We start from the raw sequence: 15731 nt of genomic DNA, 5'->3' as shown, positions 1-15731 counted from the left end.
TTCTGGGATCGATTACTCCCTTTAAAGTGCTGCCGCAAAAGGCGGCGGGGACGGGCGCTCAACATTGGTCTGGTCACCCCGATCGTCGCTATCAACCGAAACGCTGACAAACAAGGACATGATGGACTCAGTTGAAGCTGCAGTGAAGGCTGCCTGGGCGGCGATTGATCGCGAGCGTAGCTATGTGACAGAACTCACCCAAAAAATGGTTCGGATTCCATCGGTGAATCCAAAGTTTCTAATTGACCCGATGCAGAATCGCGAAGTCGCAGTCCAAGACTTGATCGCATCTACGCTGAAGTCACTTGGAATGGAGATTGACCGATGGGACGTGTTCCCGGCCAGACCGAATGTCGTTGGTCAACTCGCCGGCTCTGATAAGCGCAGCTTACTCTTGTGTGGCCACATCGACGTGGTGCCGATTGGCGAGCGGAGCGCATGGACAGTGGATCCATTCGGGGCCGAAATCAAAGACGGTAGACTTTACGGCCGCGGGGCCATTGATATGAAGAGCGGACTAGCAGCCGCCATTGCCGCTGTCAGAGGCATCAAGGCCGCGGGTATCGAACTTGATGGCCGGATTTCCATCCATTCCGTCATTGATGAGGAAGCTGGCGGCTTCGGCGCCATTGCTGCCGTGAAGCGGGGCCATCTGGCCAAAGCAGCCATCATCACTGAGCCAAGCTGGGGCAATATACTGGTTTGCGAAGGTGGCTTAGAATGGATTCGCGTCACGATCACCGGTCGCCAGGGCCATTCGGCTTGGCGCTACAACGAAATATGGCCGCAGCGCGAAGAGCCTAATCGATCGGGGCGAGCTGTAAATGCAATCGATATTGCTGCACGATTTCTGGACGCGCTCAGACACTACGAAAGCTCACGATGTCGGTATCGCCAGCATCCGCTATTGCCACCGGGAATAAACACAATAAACGTAGGTGCGATCCGCGCTGGCGCGGGCCTCGGGGCGGATGGTTTGCCGCTCGTCATGACCAATCCCGCAATTATCCCGGACGTCGCTGTCCTTGACCTCGACTACAAATTTCTTCCAAACGAAACGAAGGAAGATGTGCGATCCGAGTTTGAAGCTTTTGTGCACCACTTCTGTCAGCAGGACCTCTGGCTCCAGCAGAACCCTATCAAGATCCATTGGGAACTGAGCGGCCTGCATTTCCCGCCGATGAATACGCCATCGGAGCATCCGATTGCACAGTCGCTTTACAAGCGCCGAGTCCAACTTGGAGGTGAGCCAAAGATCACGGGATTCGTGGCTGTGGCAGACTGCGCACATTACGCCGGCGCCGGTGTGGATAGCATGATCTACGGCGCCTCTGGTGACGGTCTTCACGGCAGCGACGAATACGTCGTCATTGCTTCGTTGGAGCAGACAACGAAAACGCTGGCTGCCGGAATAATCGACTGGTGTGGAATCAGGTGAGTACATTTCTACGTGAAAACGCGGGGTCGGCACGCTGGGCACGCAAGCCGACAAGTTCGATTGCCGCATCACCGAAGAGCCAGCCCCTAAGGCCAAAAACTCCCTGCAGAAGATCGGGCCGCCCCAAACGAAGGTCGGCGGCCGATCTGGCGTTCGACACCTTCATTGGAGCTATACTCCCGAATATAGGATAGCGACCGCCTGTGGAGATATTGAGACTTAGCCAAATCGACTGACCGTCATGCCACAACGCCGAACCCCGCGATCATTAGCTTTTCAGCTCGAGCTTGAGCGTGATCGCCGCGGTTCAATCGTGCGACTGCATTGCCGTTCAGCATGTGGCCAGCACTATAAAGCGCCAACTTGAGAGCGCATACTGGATGGTATCACCAACCTGGCTTTTTGAAATAACTACTGCGGCGCCGCGCGGACTTGCGGGTCGAAAGCTCCCGCCGGGTGGACATTTCGGCTGCTCAATAAGGTGGCGCCCCGCCCTTTGCCCGGGACCATTGTGAGAAGAAGTGACGACTGCCGGCTGTAGGCTGTAGCACTACATCCGGCATGAGGGCCTCTTTCCCGCCGATCTCGAACCCCAAGTACGTACTTTCACTTAGCACCACGATTCGGGTTGCTTTCGTAAGATCATCAACAACCCACACCAGCTGGCGTGCGAGGCGATTTAGGAGGGCGAAGCGAGTCAGGCGCTTTCAGAAATCGCCGTCCGCAGCAAATGAACCTGCGCCTCTCCTCCCAAACCTCATCTGTTTTGGTTTTAGCTCTATCCAAACTCCTCAGGTCACCACCCTCGAACCGGAGCGCTCGTGTCCTACAGAAGCACAGGGCTTCTCGCCACCTAAGAGACGCCTCCAACCACAGCGGTCCTTTGACGTTCTATGGCTCGGAAATTGCTTTGGCATCCACGTCATCTTGGTCAACCTGGTTGCGAGCTTTGGAGTTGGCGAATGATTGCCGAATGGATGACGCAACTTCATCAGCGATGGCTGGCAATTCACGTCGAAAGAACGCTCGCGAAAACCACCAACGGTAGATCTATGTTGAGCTGCAGCATGCTCGTGACACCAGCGTGTGCTAGCGGAATTGCATCTAGCTCTTGGCATGATAAGTCCCGCCAGAAAAGCTTTCAAAAGACAGCCGTATAGCCGAGCAACCTGCCTGACCCGTTCGCGTCCCTCCGTGTTTGCCAAGCTCAAGCGCTCTCAGCCTGAGTGCCGCGCACCGTTGTCACGCCACTACCAACCTTGGCTGGGATCGGCCTCTTTTTTGCGACAGATGAGTTCTTTATTATCTCGGTTGTACCGTCCAACAGGATCGGAACTTACAGTGAGGCAAGCAGCCCATCGTAGAGTCATAAGCGGGGCACTTGTCGCCATAGGATATGGCTGATGCCATTTGATGCGATGTAGCAAAGGAAGCAGAATGTTCGATAAATCGAACGCACTCGTCGCCTGGGACCGCGACCACCTCTTCCACCCAGCTACGCAAGCTGGCGCCCATGCGCGAGGTGAAATGCAAACGCGCATCATAAGCGGAGGTAAAGGAGTCTACATCACAGATAGGTCTGGCAGAACTAGCCTTGACGCCTTTGCGGGGCTCTTTTGTGTGAATGTCGGGTATGGACGCCAGAAGATCGCCGAGGCGATTGCAAAGCAGGCGAACGAGCTCGCCTACTACCATGCATTTGCCGAGTACGGCACAGAAGCTTCGATCACGCTATCCAAAATGATCATCGATCGCGCGCCGGCTGGCATGAGTCGCGTCTTTTTCGGCCTATCGGGCTCGGACGCCAACGAGACAAATATCAAACTCGCTTGGTATTATAATAATGTGCTCGGACGGCCGGAGAAGAAGAAGATTATCTCACGCTGGCGCGCCTATCACGGCTCAACTGTCATGACGGCCTCACTGACGGGCCTTGAACTCTACCACAACGCCTTTGATCTACCGCGCACGCCGATCCTCCACACTGAAGCACCGTACTATTTTCGCCGCGCCGATACTACTATGAACGAGGAACAGTTCGCCCAGGCCTGTGTCGACAAGCTTGAAGAGATGATTTTGGCCGAGGGTGCCGATACAATCGCAGCGTTCATCGGGGAGCCGATCCAGGGTGCTGGAGGCATCATTCCGCCGCCCACCGGCTACTGGCCAAAGGTGCAATCCGTCTTGAAGAAATACGACATTCTACTTATCGCGGACGAAGTCGTCTCCGGATTTGGCCGCCTGGGGAGGATGTTTGCTTCCGACCACTACGACATCCGACCGGACCTGATTACTATTTCAAAAGGTCTGACCTCCGCCTACGCGCCCCTCTCCGGGGTCGTCGTTTCGGACAAAGTTTGGCAGGTTATCGTGAAGGGATCCGACCAACTCGGTCCTTTCGGTCATGGCTGGACATGTTCCGCGCACCCTATCTGCGCAGCGGCTGCCATTGCAAATCTCGAACTGATTGATGAAATGGGCCTGGTTGAGAACGCCCGCGATACTGGAGCCTATCTCCGTTCTGCACTAGCTGAGAGGCTGGGCCATCATGGAAACGTCGGCGACGTGCGCGGCGATGGGCTGATGGCCGCGGTGGAGTTTGTCGAGGATAGGGATAACCGTATCTTCTTCGATGCATCCAAAAAGGTCGGGGAGCATGTCGCTGCCGCGCTGCTTGAGCGGGGCGTCATCGGCCGCGCCATGCCACAGGGCGACATTCTCGGGCTCGCGCCACCACTGTGCTTAACAAGGGACGAAGCTGATGTCATAATCGAGAGCACACTGAAAGCAATCAATGCCGTCTTTGTCCATTAAGCGAGAACGAGACGGCAGTCGTTTTGAGAAATATCGAAAGGCGCCTCTACCACTGTCCTTTTCCCTCGCGAACATGATTTTTATGGCGGCCTAAGTGCGAAGCGGCGAGCTAAGCAAATCGCGCCGCAATCCGAGGAAAAGTGACGGTATATCCACGATCTCGCGATTGCCAGCCTCCGGCCTAGCCGAGATAAGAACAGAATCCGTTCAGCAGATCGTCACGCACCTCGCGGTTGAATCTTTCTGTGGGGCCTTTCTTCATGGGCTTCGCGAGCGAAATGGAGCCCCAACCGACGGATACCTCGTCGCACAAAGGGATATGGCGTTCAGGCGAGCTCGGCCCCGACTGTATCATTCCCGACTTGCTCCGTTGCTCGCCATTGCCCTTAGTTCACGGGCCGCGCGCCGCCCTGAACTGCCCCTCCTGAACGGCATCAGGCATACTTAGTGATGCCGCCGTCGATGCTGAGGATGCTAAAGCGACGGCCTCGCCGAACTGGTCCTGAATACAGTCCGCGAGCAGCTTGCACGCCGCAACAGGAGCGCTTGTCCAGCGCCCCTTGCGACGAGCCCTCCCTTGCGGACGATGAGGCGTTCCTCGCGATGTAGCGGGATACGATTGATCCCCGACGGCCCGTGCTCCGGCCTCGCGCTCCAACAGAGACAAACAGCGGGCGGTACCTAAAACGAAGCCGCTCGCTGGCGAAGTCACGCAGCCGGCCACCGCGAGCCACGTTGGAATGGAGCGATAGCGGATCATTTTCCGATCCGCCGCCGCCACGACCCCGCCCGCCATTCTGACAGGCGCACGATCGAGCGATCCTCCCTACCGGAACAGGTAGTGTGATGATTCTGACCAATGTTTTAACGACCTGTGACCGAAAGGTGCTCCGGTTTTAAACGCAAAGGTATGCGGCAATGCAATGAAGAACGCAGTTGACCTATTACACGTCGCGAGGGCGATTCGGAAATATGATGTCGACGCGTCTCAAAGGGGCATAAAGCTTTCGCTGGGCGTCGACTTTATGGAATACGTCTCGATTACTGAGTCGACTCCGACAAAGGGGCGTACATCTCCAATTTTTAGACCTGATCGCTCGCCGATTGAATCGGCGGAAGGATTTTGGGTCGTTGGTCGTGACAGGGACAATGAAGTTGCGGTTTTGGAGGCAGTGCGGCTTTACGAACTTTCAGGCAGTAACTTTGCAGAACATCTTGAAACTCTGAAGGCGTTTTACGGATCGCCGACGCAACATGCGCATCCTCACGACAAATGCGTATGTATTGCAGAAGGTGCAAAGAGAATGACCGGGAAAGTCGCCTACCACGGGGATGTCTGGGTGCGCCGAGACTACCGAGGCGCTGGGATGACAAATATCTTGGCAGGAATCGCCTTTGCCGTGTCTTTTGCTATGTGGGCTCCAGAAATCGTCTGTGCACTCGTGGCGCACTGGGCGATCGAGAAGGGTGTCGTCTCACGATACGGATATGCGCATCAAGAGAGAGGCGGCTCAGCACTGCGGCTGGTGGAAGAAGGAATTGTCGACGACGATTGGCTGGTTTGGCTGACCGGGGAGGAGCTGAGAAGCCGCATAGTCTCCGATGAGAAAACCGATCTGAGGTTAGGGTTCTAGCCATGCCGAAGTTTGGCTTGCCTCTGCTGCCGGCGATGCAGTTGCCAGTGAGCGCGACGGATTGCCAGTTGCAAGCATCAAATCAGCTCGAAGACGATCTCGCGGTCTGCTGGACACGGCCTGCCAAGTGTTCGATGGTTCTCGTGGGCGCGCAGCGCAATGGATAAACCTTGATCTCCGCTATCTGACCAATGTGAGGATGAGAGAAGTATGTCAAAAACACAGTGTCCGGCCACGCGCGAGATTCCGCTCGATCCGAAGAAGTCTGCCCTACTGTTCATCGACGTGCAAAACTTTTGTGTGCACCGTGATGGTGGCGAGTTCAAGAACGTGTCTAACATGGAGCTTGCAGCCAAGTATGGCTATTATTTCGACCGCCTAAGTACCATTGCGGTACCCAACATGCAGCTGTTGCAGGCAGCATTTCGTAGAACAGGCATAGAAGTGCTCTACACAACTATCGAGAATCTGACCAGAGACGGTCGAGATCGTGGGCTGAACTACAAGATCTTGGGCTTTAACGTGCCGAAGGGAGCATGGGACGGGAAAGTTATTGATCAGATCGCCCCCGGCGATGATGAAATCATACTGCCGAAAACATCATCGAGTGCGTTCGCGTCTACCCAAATCGATTACTTGCTGCGCAATCTAGGGGTTAGGCAACTCGTGCTGGCGGGGGTCCTTACCGACGAGTGCGTCGAGTCCGCCGCGCGCGATGCCTGTGATCTCGGCTACCTGGTCACTCTCGTACCAGATGCGTGTGCTACCTACAGCCAGGAGCGCCACGAGAACAGTTTGCGGGTCAGCGCAACTTATTGCCGTTTGATCTCTACCGAAGCACTGATTAAGGAGATTGGTGGCCTCTGATCAGAGGTGCCGACCATAAGTGCGGTCGATGAGGGATGTAGAGCGGCACCCCATGCGGCTGCGTCGTCCATTCGGCGTGGGAGCCTCGCTGGGCCCGATCCGAGTTTCGAGGTCGCGAGGACGCAAGGCGAAGCCGCGCCTGCTGGAGCGCTCAATCATGACGCGGACCCAGCGACTTCAGCAGCGAGAACGGTGATCTAGGGACGGAGAGTGAGGATCCTCGACCGCGGTTCAGCGGCAGGTGCTGTTCAGGGCGCGTCTCGACTAGGATGGAAGCAGCACGCTGCCTCCAGACGCTGGAGGACGCTCTCGCTCGCCCGCGGGCAGGCTGAAGATCTTCAACACGACGGGCTCGCGGTTCACCGGCTCCGCATTCACGTGTGCTCGCCAGTCATGGCACACAGCGTCGCCCCTTTGGCCGGTTCGCGAGTACGTTCCTGATCGAAAAGCTGGAATGAATACGTGAGATGCCTGGAAGCATCGAGAGGATCTCCTTGTGAATGCGCTCGAACTCGACAGCATTTGCCGCTTCCACTCGCAGGAAGTAATCCGCTCCCCCCGTCATGAGGTAGCACTCTTGAATCTCGGGATACTTGCGTACCGCAGCCTCAAATCTGTTAAGATACTCTACTGTCTGCCGTTCCAACGTGATGTTGATCAGCACGGCAAGACCTTGTGAGTCGGCACCCGTCTCAACGAGTGCCGTGTACCCGCGAATGATGCCCGCGTTCTCGAGCAGCTTGATCCGTCTCAGACACGCCGAAGGAGAAAGCCCAACTTCCTCCGCCAGATTTACGTTGCTCACGCGGGCGTTCACGCGGAGCGCGCGCAAGATGTTGCGATCTATGCTGTCCATAAGCGTGTACGATTTGTTCGAAAACTTGGTAGATTGTTCGAATCTATAGCAATCCTCGAATAATCGGGCAAGGAATGCCCGGCACTTGCTCGAATCTTGCGCTAAGCCTTTCCTCATGGAAAGCGAAGAGACATTGGACCGGACTGCTCCCGGGGCTGTAGAAGGAAAAGCGCGCGGTTTTCCCGGGTATATGACCGTCGATTTGGCCGCATTGCGCCGCAATTTTCAGCGCGTTGCATCGATCACGAATCCAGCTCGCGTGGCGGGAGTGGTGAAAGCTAATGCCTATGGCTTGGGCGCCATTCGAGTGGCGGCCACGTTGCTTGACGCCGGCTGCAGACACTTTTTCGTGGCGCATGCGGAGGAGGCCATTGCATTGCGGCCTCATCTCTCCAGCGGAGCGCAGCTCTTCGTGCTGAACGGCCTATTGCCCGGTGCGGAGGCTGTTTGTGCGTCTGCCGCCGTTACTCCCGTCATCAACTCCTTAACCCAGCTTCACCGTTGGCGCGCTCAGGCCCGCGTGGAGCGGAGACGCCTTCCTGCTGTTCTGCAGTTTGATACCGGCATGTCACGGCTCGGATTTGCGCCAGCTGAGCGCGCTGCAGTGCGCATGGAAATTGCGCAATCGCCGGAGCTCGAGGTCCTCTACGTCATGAGCCATCTCGCATCCGCAGATGAGCCCACGAGAGCCCAAAATGTTACGCAGCTCGCAGAGATGGAGAGGGTGGCCAACGAATTTGCGCCGCTGCCCTTCTGCTTCGCGAACTCTGGCGGCGTGCTGTTGGGCAGGGACTATCACGGCTCTCTTGTTCGTCCAGGAATTGCACTGTATGGCGGCGCGCCGCAGCCAAGTGTAGCAAATCCGATGGAGCCTGTAGTCAGCCTCTCAATTGCCGTTGTGCAGACCCGCAGGGTCCGAGGCGGGACCATGGTCGGCTACAGTGGAACGCACGTAACCAGCAACTGCACCCGGCTTGCTACACTTTACGCTGGCTATGCCGACGGGCTCCCACGCGGCCTGAGCGGTCGGGGAGCCGTCTACTTCCACGGTCAGCGTCTGCCTATCGTGGGGCGAGTGTCGATGGACAGTATGACAGTCGATATCTCCGATCTGCCGGATGACGCACTCGATCTAGGAAGCCTCGTCGAAGTGATCGGTCCCCATCAAACCCTCGAGATGCTGGCGACTGACGCCGGCACGATTTCCTACGAGATCCTCACCGGCCTCGGTAGTCGCTTCTTCAGAAGCTATTGCTGAACGTTCGCCGCAGATGAGCCGGCATCATCAAGCAAGACGTTGGATTAGATAATGAAAGTCACAATTCTAGGCGCAGGCGTTATCGGCGTCACAACCGCATATCAGCTTGCAAAGCTCGGGCACGAAGTCGTTGTTCTCGATAGGCAGTCGGGTCCTGCGCTGGAAACGAGTTTCGCAAACGCGGGGGAAGTTTCCTTTGGTTACTGCTCGCCGTGGGCTGCCCCGGGAATCCCCATGAAGGCCGTCAAATGGATGCTCATGCGGCATGCCCCGTTGATCCTTCGTCCGAAGCTTGATGCAGCCATGCTGTCTTGGCTTGTTCGCATGCTATTCAACTGCACGGCCACCCGATATGCAGTCAATAAAGGACGGATGCTGCGTCTGGCGGACTACAGTCGCACGGCACTTGCCGAGCTGAGAGGAGAGGTCTCGTTGAGGTATGACGAGCGCATGCAGGGAACCCTGCAGCTGTTCCGCACTCAGCAACAGCTCGATGCATCGGCAAAGGACGTGAAGGCTCTTGCGGCAGACGGCGTTCCTTTCGAGGTACTCGATCGCGATGGTTGTGTTCGGGCCGAACCCGCATTGCGCTACGTGCGCCACCGGATAGTCGGAGGACTTTTGACTCCGAAAGACGAGACCGGCGATTGCTTCAAATTCAGCAATGCGGTTGAGCAAAAAGCCGCAGCGTTGGGCGTCGATTTTCGTTACGGACATCTCATCAGCGGGCTGGAAATCGACGCTGGCCAGGTGCGTGGTGTGATCACCGATCGCGGGATTATTCGCTCGGACGCAGCAGTTGTCGCACTTGGAAGCTATTCACCGCTTCTCCTTAAGAAGATCGGAATCGAGCTTCCAGTGTATCCTGTCAAAGGATACTCGTTGACAATTCCAATCACCGACACTTCGCGTGCTCCCCAATCGACGGTCATGGATGAGACATACAAGATCGCGATTACCCGTCTCGGCGATCGAATTCGTGTCGGCGGAATGGCTGAGATCTCGGGCTATACGAATGATCTCGTCGAAGCACGTCGGCGGACCTTGGAGTACTCGGTGATGGATCTATTCCCCGGTGGAGATCCCAAGAGTGCATCCTTCTGGTCGGGCCTGCGACCTATGACTCCGGACGGCACCCCAATCATCGGCCGGACCAAGTTCAGAAATCTATTCTTGAACACCGGGCATGGCACTCTCGGTTGGACGATGAGCTGCGGTTCCTCTCGGGTCATAGCGGATCTTGTCTCGGGACGGAAACCCGATATCGAAACAGAGGATCTCGGCCTAGGGCGCTACGGATAGTTCCGCGTCATTCCATCAGTGGGCTGGGTTGACACTTGCCGTGATCCCGGTCGACGCTCGCCTGCCGTCGATCACGCTTGGAAAGCAGCTTATCCATTTCAAGTCGGCAGGACCTCCATGCAGCGCGTCATTCAGGCCTCTATTGGATGGAGGGCATGATAGCGCCGGACGACGATCGACGCGCGATAAAGAAGAGCCTCAACGGGCTGCTCACAAAACCGCAGCATGAATGCAGATCTTTCGCAGGCCCTTGAGCACACGTTACTGCAGAGGTAAGACCTAATAGTGGGATTATAGCCAGTGTTTTCACGGTTGGCCCCATGGCATGAGTTGGTGCATGAAAACTCGTGCGATTGTGGCCTGGAATGTGCGCCGGATTCGCGTAGATCAAGGTATCTCGCAAGAGAAATTGGCTTGCGAGGCCGGGATCGACCGCTCCTACATCAGTGGTCTGGAGCGGCAATCGAAGAATCCGACAATTGATCTTCTCGACCGCGTCGCCGAAACGCTGGACGTCCATTTATCAGAGTTGTTTGTTCGGCCGCCGAAAGGTGCGAGGTTTCCCAAGACCTTGCCTAAAACTCGCAAACCAGCGCGTCCACGTCGCAGGAAGAAATAATTGCGGCTGTCGCGCACCCACTGGACGGGACTTACAAGACCAATCTCGTTCTAAGATTATGTTTAGCAGCCGAACGGCAGCAAGGGGTATCCCATCCGGTGTGTTGTTCGGCTTTCATGTGATTAGTGAGGTCAGACAGGCCATACAGGGGCGCTGCGATGGATGACTGGATTCGTCTCCGAAAGTTGGATCAACGTGCCTCGTCCGACGTCATGTCCCAAAGCATCCGCTCTGATAGTTACATCCTAATCAGAAAACCGGTTCTCGCATCGACCAAACATACATCGCATCGCTAGATGATGTGTTCCGGTCTTCGATGAATGACGTAAAGACCTGCCGGCGCTTGGCTCTTTGGCCCAGAAATCCACGTGCCTCCTCTTCAGAGGCGGCAGCAGGGGGAAGGCTAGCCATCATTGTTGTCCTAGCGTCCCTTTCGCTCTAAGGGTTGGGTAAGCTTGAGTAACATCGAAAGATTCTAAAAGGCGCTGCCGATTGGGGAAAAGGCAGACACCCACCAACTTTAGCTTTTGGTGTTGGAAGAACAGAAGCGTCCCGATGATTCAAGATCTTCCTTCGCTTTGGCTCATAGACTGTCAGAGACTCGCCGCCCTCGGCTTTTAGTCCCCCGCTGTCGCTGGGCAGCGTTCAGCAAGCGACTGGCCTGAGGCAGTCTCGCGCAGAGGGGCCATGAAAACGGATATTCCCGGTATTACCCATTTCGGTTGAAACTTTGCTTCCGATGAATTCGGAGAAAGTTCTACTACCGGTTGATATTTTGTCGATCCGAACTGCATCGAATCGTGGCACTTGACCGAATAATACGAGTTAGAGGGGTTACGCTCCGACCGTGCCAGTGGAATTTCGAGACCTACGCTGGGCAATCGTCGCGTCCCAGCACCGAAGCCTTCGCCAAGCAGCAGAGGCGCTCAGGATCAAGCAGCCAACGCTCAGTCGCTGTCTTGGGAATCTCGAGCACGTGGTGGGTAGCAAGCTCTTCGAGCGCACCAATGCTGGGACGCGACCAACTATCGAAGGTCAAGAATTCCTCGAGGACGCCCGGCGCATCGTAGGCGCAACTGAAGCCATGACCGCTCGCCTCAAGACCCGCTCGCGTGGCGAGAGTGGTCGGTTGGTCATCGGCATTCACACCTCGCTCTCAGCCGGCAATCTCCGGGCCACTCTCCTTGAGCACCGGTTGCGCTTTCCCGATGTCGATAGACAATTTGTCGACGGCGCGAGCGATCATTTAATCTCGGATCTGACCAGATCTGCCGTCGACGTTGCCGTGGTGACTGGCTCCCATCCGAGCTGGAGCGACAGGTCATTGTTGCTCTGGAGCGAGCGTGTCGTTGCTGCCCTCCCAGCAAAGCATCCTCTCACAAATCGCGACCTTATTCACTGGAGCGAACTGAAAGGCGAACAGCTGTTGATCTCACAGCGTGCCCCAGGACCGGAACTTCTGAAGCTTCTCGTCAGTAAGTTGGAGTGCAACCCTTGTGCGCTTCTTCGCCACGAAGTGGTGCTCGATCAGCTGCTACCCTTGGTCGGCTCGGACTGGGGCATTCTGTTGGCATTGGAAAGTGCGACCGGCACTACCTTTCCTGGTGTCACCTTCCGCGAAGTTCATGATGCCGAAGGACCAACGCGGCTGAGCTTTCGAGCGTATTGGCGGGAGGCGAACGGCAACCCGTCGTTGCGTCCGCTTCTCGATCTGCTTCGTGAACGCTATCCGGATTTTTCTGTGGCGGCGGGAACTGACTGAGCAGCATTTCTGCGCGCCTTCGCAAACGCGCGGTCTGTTGTCATAAAACGCTCGATCATCGGCGCAATCAATCTGGCAGGTTCGGTCGGCGTCGTTGCCCCTCCGCTACGCGTTAGAATCTCGGCGTAGTTTTTGAGGTCCCTAAAGACCGCCGCCGGCAACTCGATGGTGAGCTTGACGGGTTTGTCGTCTTCAAGCGGCCCAAGCTTGAGCTTCGTCATCGCGTTACTCCCTTGCCGTAGGGTGACAATACCAAATCCCGCGTGACGATGACCCGCACCGGGAAACCTGGCCGGATGGTCAGTGTCGGCTGGATGTTGAGCTGGCGCTGAACGATTTGCTGGCCGGTCTGGCTGATGCTGTTAGACGCGCCGCTGCGGATTGCCTGAACGAGGTTGTTTTCATTCTGGCTCGTGCCCGCCTCGGCGCCGACGCTGAGCATGGTCGAGAGGACGGCGGCCTTGAACAGCATGCCCCAATGGTTGTCGACCTCGTCCTCAAGCCCGGCATAACCGCCGGTGTCGGCACCGGGCTGGCGCTCCAGCACGATCGAGTTGCCGTTCGGCATGATGATGCGGGTCCAGACCAGGAGGATTCGGCTCTGGCCAAAAGCCACAGAGCTATCGTACTGGCCGATCAGCTTGGCACCTTGGGGAACCAAAAGATATTTGCCGGACGGACTGTCATAGACCGCCTCCGTGACCGCGGCGGTAACTTGGCCGGGTAGATCGGAGCGGATGCCCGTGATCAGCGCAGCCGGGACCACGGTGCCTGCTTGCACGACGTAAGGAGAGACTTTGGCCTCGAGCCGGTCGGGACTGACGGTGCGCTTATCCGTCGAAGCATTGAGGAAGGCCGTCTTGCGGTCCTGCATGTTCTGAGCGGATCCGGCATCGACGGGCGGTGTCGCGGCCGGGGTCGTCGCGGTTGCGGTCGAGCTATTCGGAACGATTTGGCCGACGCTCTGCGGCTGCTGAACAGTCTGGGCGAAGAGGCGGCTGACGCGCGCCGCTTCAATCTCCTGTGCTCTATGCTGCGCCTCCGGATCGGCCGTCGTTCCGGGGACGGTGTTCAATGCAGCGCCCGCGTTGAGGATCGGCTTGCCGAGATCGCCGGGCAGCGGCGGCCCGAGCGGCGGCGCCTGACGCGGCAGGCCCGTGTAGTCCTTCGGCAGGGCCGCGAGGCCCTCGGCAGAAGGGCTATTCTGGGTGCTGAGCAGCTCCTGGCCGGCTTGCTGCCTGTTGCGGGTTTGCAGGGCGTAGCCGAGTGCTCCCGCCACTGCGAGGGCAGACACCGCGCCGACCCCGATCAGGATCTTGCGTGAGAGGCGTGTGACCGGTGGCCGCTCGGCGCGGAGCCGAAGATCCGGCGGCGCGACGGGTGGGACATCGCGTTGATGTTCGTCTTCGCCGCTTATCGCCATGAGCGCGGCCTTCCGTCGGTGCGGACAATGCGGACGCGCCGCTCGCTGTCCTTGTCGCCAAGACGCAATTCGGCGGCGGCGAACAGGCGATCGACGATGTAGTAGTTGCGGTTCGCACGGTAGTTGACCAGTTCGGAGCCGCCGGCCGGACCGATGACGAACAGCGGCGGCATTTCGCCCTGGGCGATGCCGCTGGGGAATTCAATGTAGACCTTGTTGCCGTCGTCGAAGGCGCGCAGCGGACGCCAGGCCGGATCATCGCCCTCGATCGCGTAGCGGAAGTTGATCGAGCCGAGATCGACCCCGGTGGCGATCGGCGCTGCGGCCTCCGCCGTCGCATTCTGCTGGCGAAGCGCGATCAGTTGATCCTCAGGATATTGCCAGGAGACCGAGGCCATATAGGTCTTCTCCGTCGAGCGCAGCTCGAGGAGATAGGTCCGCCGATCGGTGTTGATGACGAGATTGGTGATCAACTCCGGCCGCGTCGGCTTGACCAGGATGTGGATCTTCCTGGTCGCACCGGCGCCACTCTCGGTATCACCGATGATCCAGCGCACGGTATCGCCGGCAGCGACCGGACCGGAGCCTGTGAGCTGCTCACCCTCCTGGAGGGCGACATCGGTGATCTGGCCCGGTGCCGTATAGACCTGGTAAAGCGCTCCGCCGGAGAACGGATAGACCTGGACCGCGTTGATGAAGCCGTTGCGGACCGGCTGCACACGTGCTGCGGCGTTGGCCTGTTTGACGCGAACTTTTGGGTCGGCGGCTTCCGGTACACGTTTGCCAGCAGCGAGCGGTTTCAACTGCCCGGGAAGCGGGAGGGGTTTTGGCAATTCCACAATCTTGATCGGCGCGGGCGGATCAGCGGTGAGTGTTGCCGGCTCCGCGGTATCGTAGTTGATGTCAGGCGGAATGAAATTGTGCGCGCAGCCACCAAGGGCCGAGACGGACATCAGCAAAGCCGCCAAAGCGGATTTACGGAAGCACGTATCCCCGTCTTTCCGTTTTTGGTGAATGACGGAGAGACGTGCAGCCGGACCGCCGGCATGTGATGAAAACGGCGGGTTCATTGTCCCAGCTCCTTCGACCAGTTGATAGCGTTGACGTAGATGCCGAGCGGATTCTTGCGCAGCCGATCGGCATCGGTGGGCGGCTGAATTGCGATGGTGAGGATCGCGGTCCAACGTGTAGTGCCGGCAAGCGCCCCGTCCTGATAGCGGTGCTCGACCCAGGCGACCCGAAAACTGTCGGGCGAGGCGCGGATGACGCTGGAGACGTCGATCGCGACCTGCTGCTTGCCGAGACTGGCGAAGGGGTCATTGGCGCGGGCGTAGTCGTTCAACGCCATCGCGCCCGCCGTGGTCGTGAAGTCGTACGCCTTCAGCCAGTTCTCCCGCACGATGATCGGATCGGCCGGAAGCGAGCGCACCATCGCGATGAAGTGCGCGAGGTACCAGGCAATCTGCGGATCGCTCGGCCGGTAGTCGGTGACAGCAGGCGCCACGGCTTGCGCTTCGCCGAGCTTGTCGACCTGCACCACCCAGGGAACGACGGTGCCGTGCGTGGACTGCCAGACGAGCCCGGCGGCAAGACCACAGCTAAGGATCAGCGAACCGAAGGCCATCAGCCGCCAGTTCCTGGCCTGCACGCGCGCCGAGCCGATGCGATCGTCCCACGCTTGCGCGGCACGCTGATACGGGGTTGCGGGCTCGGGCGTGCGGCCGTAGCGGACCGACGATCGCCGAAAGACTGACATTA

Annotated in this window: 13 protein-coding genes and 1 pseudogene; 9 read left to right on the top strand and 5 right to left on the bottom strand. The window is 57.9% G+C overall.

Features of this window, described 5'->3' with window-relative positions; all coding sequences use genetic code 11:
- Positions 1-118: 118 nt before the first annotated feature.
- The 5 genes and pseudogenes from P6U31_RS03705 to P6U31_RS03685 form a co-directional block, all read left to right on the top strand.
- Positions 119-1438: a M20 family metallopeptidase gene (locus P6U31_RS03705; RefSeq protein ID WP_407186914.1), complete on the top strand. Its 1320-nt coding sequence runs from the start codon at positions 119-121 to the stop codon at positions 1436-1438.
- A gap of 1437 nt (positions 1439-2875) precedes the next feature.
- Positions 2876-4252 (top strand): aspartate aminotransferase family protein, encoded by a 1377-nt coding sequence (locus P6U31_RS03700; RefSeq protein WP_407186913.1) that lies wholly within the window; start codon positions 2876-2878, stop codon positions 4250-4252.
- A gap of 923 nt (positions 4253-5175) precedes the next feature.
- Positions 5176-5886, top strand: a complete 711-nt coding sequence (locus P6U31_RS03695; protein ID WP_407186912.1) for a hypothetical protein — start codon at positions 5176-5178, stop codon at positions 5884-5886.
- A gap of 210 nt (positions 5887-6096) precedes the next feature.
- Positions 6097-6753: an isochorismatase family cysteine hydrolase gene (locus tag P6U31_RS03690; protein WP_407186911.1), complete on the top strand. Its 657-nt coding sequence runs from the start codon at positions 6097-6099 to the stop codon at positions 6751-6753.
- Positions 6754-6983: 230 nt separating this feature from the next.
- Positions 6984-7181, top strand: a pseudogene (locus P6U31_RS03685) (IS3 family transposase); the annotation flags it as partial.
- Here P6U31_RS03685 and P6U31_RS03680 read toward each other — a convergent pair.
- A complete protein-coding gene (locus P6U31_RS03680) occupies positions 7145-7609 on the bottom strand; it encodes an Lrp/AsnC family transcriptional regulator (RefSeq protein WP_407186910.1) in 465 nt (154 codons plus the stop codon). The pseudogene P6U31_RS03685 and the gene P6U31_RS03680 sit on opposite strands and share 37 nt — an antisense overlap.
- A gap of 115 nt (positions 7610-7724) precedes the next feature.
- On the opposite strand from P6U31_RS03680, the gene alr reads away from it, so the two are divergent.
- The 4 genes from alr (at position 7725) to P6U31_RS03660 (ending at position 12550) form a co-directional block, all read left to right on the top strand.
- A complete protein-coding gene (gene alr, locus P6U31_RS03675; protein ID WP_407186909.1) occupies positions 7725-8867 on the top strand; it encodes an alanine racemase in 1143 nt (380 codons plus the stop codon).
- A 51-nt stretch (positions 8868-8918) separates the two neighbouring features.
- Complete coding sequence (locus tag P6U31_RS03670; protein WP_407186908.1) at positions 8919-10169, top strand: D-amino acid dehydrogenase; 1251 nt, start codon at positions 8919-8921, stop codon at positions 10167-10169.
- Positions 10170-10506: 337 nt separating this feature from the next.
- Positions 10507-10788, top strand: coding sequence for a helix-turn-helix domain-containing protein (locus tag P6U31_RS03665; protein ID WP_407186907.1), 282 nt, complete (start codon positions 10507-10509; stop codon positions 10786-10788).
- A gap of 847 nt (positions 10789-11635) precedes the next feature.
- The gene (locus P6U31_RS03660) at positions 11636-12550 is read left to right on the top strand and encodes a LysR substrate-binding domain-containing protein (RefSeq protein ID WP_407186906.1); all 915 of its coding nucleotides are present in this window, start codon (positions 11636-11638) and stop codon (positions 12548-12550) included.
- Here the strand turns inward: P6U31_RS03660 and P6U31_RS03655 are convergent.
- The 4 genes from P6U31_RS03655 to trbF are packed head-to-tail and all read right to left on the bottom strand — an operon-like array spanning position 12514 to position 15729.
- The gene (locus P6U31_RS03655; protein WP_407186905.1) at positions 12514-12771 is read right to left on the bottom strand and encodes a DUF2274 domain-containing protein; all 258 of its coding nucleotides are present in this window, start codon (positions 12769-12771) and stop codon (positions 12514-12516) included. The genes P6U31_RS03660 and P6U31_RS03655 overlap by 37 nt on opposite strands.
- Positions 12768-13973 (bottom strand): TrbI/VirB10 family protein, encoded by a 1206-nt coding sequence (locus tag P6U31_RS03650; protein WP_407186904.1) that lies wholly within the window; start codon positions 13971-13973, stop codon positions 12768-12770. The genes P6U31_RS03655 and P6U31_RS03650 overlap by 4 nt, the downstream gene beginning before the upstream one ends.
- Positions 13964-15043: a P-type conjugative transfer protein TrbG gene (gene trbG / locus P6U31_RS03645; protein WP_407190079.1), complete on the bottom strand. Its 1080-nt coding sequence runs from the start codon at positions 15041-15043 to the stop codon at positions 13964-13966. Before trbG ends, P6U31_RS03650 begins: the two co-directional genes overlap by 10 nt.
- Positions 15040-15729, bottom strand: a complete 690-nt coding sequence (gene trbF / locus P6U31_RS03640; RefSeq protein WP_407186903.1) for a conjugal transfer protein TrbF — start codon at positions 15727-15729, stop codon at positions 15040-15042. The genes trbG and trbF overlap by 4 nt, the downstream gene beginning before the upstream one ends.
- Between the last annotated feature and the right edge of the window lie 2 nt (positions 15730-15731).

Source organism: Bradyrhizobium centrosematis (assembly GCF_045571495.1).
In the GTDB taxonomy this organism is placed as follows: Bacteria; Pseudomonadota; Alphaproteobacteria; order Rhizobiales; family Xanthobacteraceae; genus Bradyrhizobium; species Bradyrhizobium centrosematis.
The sequence above is the reverse complement of the archived record's forward strand: the minus strand, read 5'-3'. Positions and strand labels throughout refer to the sequence as shown.

Coding starts and splice junctions, on each gene's coding strand:
- P6U31_RS03705 (WP_407186914.1), top strand. CDS start 119: ATGATGGACTCAGTTGAAGCTGCAGTGAAGGCTGCCTGGGCGGCGATT.
- P6U31_RS03700 (WP_407186913.1), top strand. CDS start 2,876: ATGTTCGATAAATCGAACGCACTCGTCGCCTGGGACCGCGACCACCTC.
- P6U31_RS03695 (WP_407186912.1), top strand. CDS start 5,176: ATGAAGAACGCAGTTGACCTATTACACGTCGCGAGGGCGATTCGGAAA.
- P6U31_RS03690 (WP_407186911.1), top strand. CDS start 6,097: ATGTCAAAAACACAGTGTCCGGCCACGCGCGAGATTCCGCTCGATCCG.
- P6U31_RS03680 (WP_407186910.1), bottom strand. CDS start 7,609: ATGGACAGCATAGATCGCAACATCTTGCGCGCGCTCCGCGTGAACGCC.
- alr (WP_407186909.1), top strand. CDS start 7,725: ATGGAAAGCGAAGAGACATTGGACCGGACTGCTCCCGGGGCTGTAGAA.
- P6U31_RS03670 (WP_407186908.1), top strand. CDS start 8,919: ATGAAAGTCACAATTCTAGGCGCAGGCGTTATCGGCGTCACAACCGCA.
- P6U31_RS03665 (WP_407186907.1), top strand. CDS start 10,507: ATGAAAACTCGTGCGATTGTGGCCTGGAATGTGCGCCGGATTCGCGTA.
- P6U31_RS03655 (WP_407186905.1), bottom strand. CDS start 12,771: ATGACGAAGCTCAAGCTTGGGCCGCTTGAAGACGACAAACCCGTCAAG.
- P6U31_RS03650 (WP_407186904.1), bottom strand. CDS start 13,973: ATGGCGATAAGCGGCGAAGACGAACATCAACGCGATGTCCCACCCGTC.
- trbG (WP_407190079.1), bottom strand. CDS start 15,043: ATGAACCCGCCGTTTTCATCACATGCCGGCGGTCCGGCTGCACGTCTC.
- trbF (WP_407186903.1), bottom strand. CDS start 15,729: ATGTCAGTCTTTCGGCGATCGTCGGTCCGCTACGGCCGCACGCCCGAG.